The sequence below is a fragment of the Streptomyces sp. S6 genome (genome assembly GCF_054880855.1).
Genome location: NZ_JBTYMC010000420.1, coordinates 1 through 4,569 on the forward strand (window position 1 = coordinate 1; position 4,569 = coordinate 4,569).

General features: G+C 72.7%; 5 protein-coding genes and 2 pseudogenes. 2 read left to right on the top strand and 5 right to left on the bottom strand.

The genetic code is table 11. The annotated features are described in order from the left end of the window. Window positions 1-157 precede the first annotated feature (157 nt). Window positions 158-328 (bottom strand): annotated as a pseudogene (locus tag ACVNF4_RS32735) (glycerate kinase); the annotation flags it as partial. A gap of 192 nt (window positions 329-520) precedes the next feature. Here ACVNF4_RS32735 and ACVNF4_RS32740 point away from each other — a divergent pair. Then, window positions 521-1,012 carry an NUDIX domain-containing protein gene (locus tag ACVNF4_RS32740; RefSeq protein WP_461806513.1) on the top strand — a complete coding sequence of 164 codons (492 nt, stop codon included), beginning with the start codon at window positions 521-523 and terminating at the stop codon, window positions 1,010-1,012. A 13-nt stretch (window positions 1,013-1,025) separates the two neighbouring features. On the opposite strand, the gene ACVNF4_RS32745 is transcribed toward ACVNF4_RS32740, so the two are convergent. Then, window positions 1,026-1,226 carry a type II toxin-antitoxin system VapB family antitoxin gene (locus tag ACVNF4_RS32745; RefSeq protein ID WP_461806514.1) on the bottom strand — a complete coding sequence of 67 codons (201 nt, stop codon included), beginning with the start codon at window positions 1,224-1,226 and terminating at the stop codon, window positions 1,026-1,028. Between the two features lie 78 nt (window positions 1,227-1,304). Here ACVNF4_RS32745 and ACVNF4_RS32750 point away from each other — a divergent pair, with 78 nt between their 5' ends. Next, the gene (locus ACVNF4_RS32750) at window positions 1,305-2,036 is read left to right on the top strand and encodes a Sir2 family NAD-dependent protein deacetylase (protein WP_461806515.1); all 732 of its coding nucleotides are present in this window, start codon (window positions 1,305-1,307) and stop codon (window positions 2,034-2,036) included. Window positions 2,037-2,081: 45 nt separating this feature from the next. Here ACVNF4_RS32750 and ACVNF4_RS32755 read toward each other — a convergent pair whose 3' ends face one another. The 3 genes and pseudogenes from ACVNF4_RS32755 to ACVNF4_RS32765 all read right to left on the bottom strand — a co-directional run. Further along, window positions 2,082-2,564, bottom strand: a complete 483-nt coding sequence (locus tag ACVNF4_RS32755) for a methylated-DNA--[protein]-cysteine S-methyltransferase (RefSeq protein WP_461806516.1) — start codon at window positions 2,562-2,564, stop codon at window positions 2,082-2,084. 10 nt (window positions 2,565-2,574) lie between these two features. Then, on the bottom strand, window positions 2,575-4,053 hold the full coding sequence (locus ACVNF4_RS32760; protein WP_461806517.1) for an AlkA N-terminal domain-containing protein: 1,479 nt from the start codon (window positions 4,051-4,053) through the stop codon (window positions 2,575-2,577). Between the two features lie 165 nt (window positions 4,054-4,218). Continuing rightward, a pseudogene (locus ACVNF4_RS32765) lies at window positions 4,219-4,569 on the bottom strand (heavy metal translocating P-type ATPase); the annotation flags it as partial.

Sequence of the window (4,569 nt, forward strand, 5' to 3'; positions counted from 1 at the left end):
TCGTCATGCTGTTCGCCGTGGTCGCCGGCGCCCTCGCCTGGTCGACCCCCGTCCAGGCCCACGGCACCGTCGTCGGCCCCGCCACCCGCGCGTACCAGTGCTGGAAGACGTCGGAACGTCAAGGCCGAGCCCGGGGATGGACACCGACGCGGCCTCCGGTGCCGTCACCGCCGTCCGCAACGGGCAGCGCCTCGACCTCGACACCGGGGACGACCGCGCGCAGGCCGGCCGTCACCCGCTCGGCGACCTCGACGGCCGTCAGCGAGCCCTTGAACTTGTCCGCCGCGACGAGCACGCGCCGTGCACGCCGCTCCGAAGGCTCCGCCACCTGTCTCCCATCCCCGCACCGGTCAACGCCGCAGTGACCTTAACCGGCGGACGCGCTCGGCGTCATGCGGCGTCCGAAGCCTGGATTCCGGCTGTGCGGTGGCCGTGACCTCGGCATTAGGGTCGCGCGAGGCGCTGGGGACACGAACTCGTCGGACGGGTAGCGCAGTTCGCTCCTGGATACGCTTCCGGGATGAGCATCGCTGACTACGCCACGTACATCGCCTCCCTGCCCCGTGTCCTCGCGGGCGCCGCCGCGCTCTTCCGGGACGCCGAGGGGCGGGTGCTGCTCGTCGAGCCCAACTACCGTGAGGGCTGGGCGCTTCCGGGCGGCACCATCGAGTCGGACACCGGCGAGACCCCCCGCCAGGGCGCCCGCCGGGAGACCCTGGAGGAGATCGGCCTCGACCGTCCGCTGGGCCGCCTCCTCGCGATCGACTGGGTCCCCGGCACGGCCCGTCCGCCGCTGGTGGCCTATGTGTACGACGGTGGCGTGCTCGGCGAGGAGGAGCTCAAGTCGATCCGGCTCCAGGAGGAGGAGCTGCTGTCCTGGAAGCTCGTTCCGCGTGAGGAGCTGGCGGCGCATCTTCCCGGGGAGCTCGGGCTGCGCGTGCTGGCGGCGCTGGACGCACTGGCGGAGGGAACGGGTACGGCCGAGCTGGAGAACGGGGTCCCGGCGGCCTGAACTCCGGTGTGTGCTAGCCCTGTTGGGTGTCGGGCCTGACGTCGATCTCGCGCAGCGCCTCGTCCCGTTCGGCGACGCGCGCCTCCGTGCGGTGGCCGCGCTGGATGTAGTCCCGCAGGACCAGTTCCACGGCGTCCTGCGGGGTGCCGACCCCGGCCAACACCATGGCCTCGACGACGAGTTCGGCATCGAGGGCGACGGAGACCTTTGCCATGGCGTGACGTTATCACCGGGGTGCGGCATGGGGGGATATCCAGTCGCTCACCTGGGGCAGGGGTTCTACGCTCGGCGTATGGCCAAGCCCCTCGTCGCGATCCTCACCGGTGCCGGTGTCAGCACGGACTCCGGAATCCCCGACTACCGCGGGCCGAACGGGCTGTGGCGGCGGGACCCGGAGGCCGAGAAGCTCGTGACGTACGAGTACTACATGGGCGATCCGGAGATCCGGCGGCGTTCCTGGCGGATGCGACGGCACAGCGAGGCGCTCACGGCCGAGCCGAACGCCGCGCACCGGGCGATCGTCGAACTGGAGCGGTCGGGCGTACCGGTGCGGGTGCTCACGCAGAACGTGGACGGGCTGCACCAGCTCGCCGGGCTGCCCGCCCGCAAGGTCCTCGAACTCCACGGCACCGCACGGCAGTTCGTGTGCACGAAGTGCGGTGCGCGCGGACCGATGGCGGACGCCCTCGCCCGCCTCGACGCCGGGGAGGACGATCCGCCGTGCCTGGAGTGCGGCGGCATCCTCAAGTCGGCGACGGTCATGTTCGGCGAGCATCTCGACCCGGGTGTCCTGGGTGACGCCCTCGCCGTCGCCAAGGCGTGCCAGGTCTTCTACGCCGTCGGCAGCTCCCTCAAGGTCCACCCCGCCGCCGGTCTGGTCGGCGTCGCCGCCGAGCACGGGGCGCGGCTGACCGTCGTCAACGCGGAGCCGACGCCGTACGACGAGGTGGCGGCCGAGGTGGTGCGGGAGCCGATCGGGACGGCGTTGCCGCGGCTGTTGCGGGAGTTGGGGGAGGCGGGGTGAGCGGAGGCGGGCCCGTGCCGAACGGGCCCGTCAGGACAGGTCCGTTCAGAACAGCGCGGTGCCCCGTTCGAAGTCCAGCAGGCGGCGTTTGCGGTCGAGGCCGCCACCGTAGCCGGTGAGGTCGCCGGAGGCTCCGATGACACGGTGGCAGGGGACGATGATGCTGATGGGGTTCTTGCCGTTGGCGAGGCCGACGGCGCGGGAGGCGCCGATGTTGCCCAGGGCTTCGGCGAGTTGGCCGTAGGTGCGAGTCTCGCCGTAGGGGATGGCCAGGAGCTGGGACCAGACCGACTTCTGGAACTCGGTGCCGTGCAGGCGAAGTTCGACGGTGAACTCCGTCAACTCGCTTGCGAAGTAGGACTCCAGCTGGGCTTCTGTCTTGTCGAGTCCCGTGTCGTCGCGGGGGCCGAAGCTCTCCTCGGGCGGGCGGTGGCGTTGGTCGGCCATGTAGAGGCCGCACAGGACGCCGTCGTCGGCGACGAGGGTGAGCGGGCCGTAGGGGCTGTCGATGACCTTGTGGTGCTTCACAGGAACATCCTTACGCAGGAAGGAAGTTGATGGGGTGATCGTCGGTCGCCCACAGGTACTGGACGGCGTAGGCACGCCAGGGTCGCCAGGCGGTGGCGCGGGCGGTGAGGGCAGCCGGGGTGGCGGGCAGGCCCAACTCCTGGGCCGCGCGCCGGACTCCGAGGTCGGTGGGGAGGAAGGCGTCGGGGTCGCCGAGGGCGCGCATGGCGATGACGTCGGCGGTCCAGGGGCCGAAGCCGGGGAGTGCGAGGAGCCGTTCCCTGGTCTCGGGCCAGTCGCTCTCCGGGCCCAAGTGGAGGGTGCCGTCCGTGAGTTGTGCGACGAGTGTGGTGAACGTCGTGCGGCGGGTGCGGGGCATCGCGAGGGTCTCGGGGTCGAGTCCGGCCAGCGCCCCGGGGGTCGGGAAGAGGTGGGTGAGGCCGCCCTCGGGGTCGTCCACGGGGTCTCCGTACGCGGTGACCAGGCGGGCGGCGTGGGTGCGGGCCGCCGCCGTCGAGACCTGCTGGCCGAGGACCGCGCGGACCGCGAACTCGGCCTCGTCGACCGTGCGAGGGACCCGGCGGCCGGGGGCCTTGTCGACGAGGGGCGCGAGGACCGGGTCGGTGCGGAGCTGGTCGTCGACGGCGACCGGGTCGGCGTCGAGGTCCAGCATGCGGCGGCAGCGGCTCGTCGCGACGGTCAGGTCACGCAGGTCGCTGAGGGTGAGGCGGCAGGCGATGTGGTCGGGGTTCGGGGTGAGGGCGACGATGCCGTGGCCGTACGGGAGGCGCAGGGTGCGGCGGAACGCGCCGTCCCGCCACTCCTCGACGCCGGGGACCGCCGTCGCGGCGAGGTGGCCGAAGAGGTTGTCGGGGGTGAGGGGGGCGCGGAAGGGGAGCCTGAGCTGGAGTGCGCCGGGGGTCGCCTTCGTCGACTTCGGGGCGCGGCACCGCAGTTCGGTGGGTGAGAGGGCGAAGACCTCGCGGACGGTGTCGTTGAAGGTGCGGATCGATGAGAAGCCCGCCGCGAACGCGACGTCCGCCATGGGGAGTTCGCTGGTCTCGATCAGGATGCGGGCCGTCTGGGCGCGCTGCGCCCTCGCCAACGCGAGGGGGCCCGCACCGAGTTCGGCGAGGAGTTGGCGCTCCACCTGCCGGGTGCTGTAGCCGAGGCGGGTGGCCAGGCCGGTCACGCCGTCGCGGTCGACGACGCCGTCCCCGATCAGCCGCATCGCCCGGGCCACCACGTCGGCCCGATGGTTCCACTCCGGCGATCCCGGGCTCGTGTCCGGCCGGCACCGCTTGCACGCCCGGAACCCGGCTTGCTGGCAGGCCGCCGCGCTCGGGTAGAATGCCATGTTCTGCGGCTTCGGCGGCACGGCCGGGCAACTCGGCCGGCAGTAGATCCCTGTCGTGTGCACCGCCGTGAAGAACCACCCGTCGAACCGCGCGTCCTTCGACTGCACGGCCCGCACACAGCGCTCCCGGTCGGTGTGCATCCCGTTCTGCATACGTCCAGCATGGGGGCTGGTGGGAGGTTCGGCTGGCGGGAATCCGACATGGACGTGCGGGGTGGGGTCGCCGGTGGGGGGAGTGGACGGCCAGGGTACAGAGGGGCTGGGCCGGGGAGGAGGGCGGCGGGAACGGGGGTGGACAGGGGGCCGGGGGTGGGCCGGCCCCTCGTGCCCCGCCCCTCAGAGGGCAGCGGCAGGTGCCCGGCCAGGTCCCACAGCACGAGCCCGGTGATTGAACGCCCCGGCGATGACCAAGTTCTGCCGGACGAGGCGGCGGGCGGACCGGGAGAGGCGGGCGGCGGGCGGTACGGCGGTGTGGTCGTCGTGGGCGGTCTCCAGGGCGAGATCCGAGCCGGCCCTCCCCATGGCGACACCCGCATGGGCGACGGCGAGGGCGGGCGCGTCGTTGACGCCGTCGCCGGCGAAGTGGTCGTGGACGACCGCCGCCTTCTCGGGCAGCCGACCGGCCCGGACGTCCACGACGCCGGTCGCCCGCTCGGGTGGAGGGGGCGG

Excerpts from the sequence above, each read along its gene's own strand:
- ACVNF4_RS32740 (WP_461806513.1), top strand. The coding sequence starts at position 521 with ATGAGCATCGCTGACTACGCCACGTACATCGCCTCCCTGCCCCGTGTC.
- ACVNF4_RS32745 (WP_461806514.1), bottom strand. The coding sequence starts at position 1,226 with ATGGCAAAGGTCTCCGTCGCCCTCGATGCCGAACTCGTCGTCGAGGCC.
- ACVNF4_RS32750 (WP_461806515.1), top strand. The coding sequence starts at position 1,305 with ATGGCCAAGCCCCTCGTCGCGATCCTCACCGGTGCCGGTGTCAGCACG.
- ACVNF4_RS32760 (WP_461806517.1), bottom strand. The coding sequence starts at position 4,053 with ATGCAGAACGGGATGCACACCGACCGGGAGCGCTGTGTGCGGGCCGTG.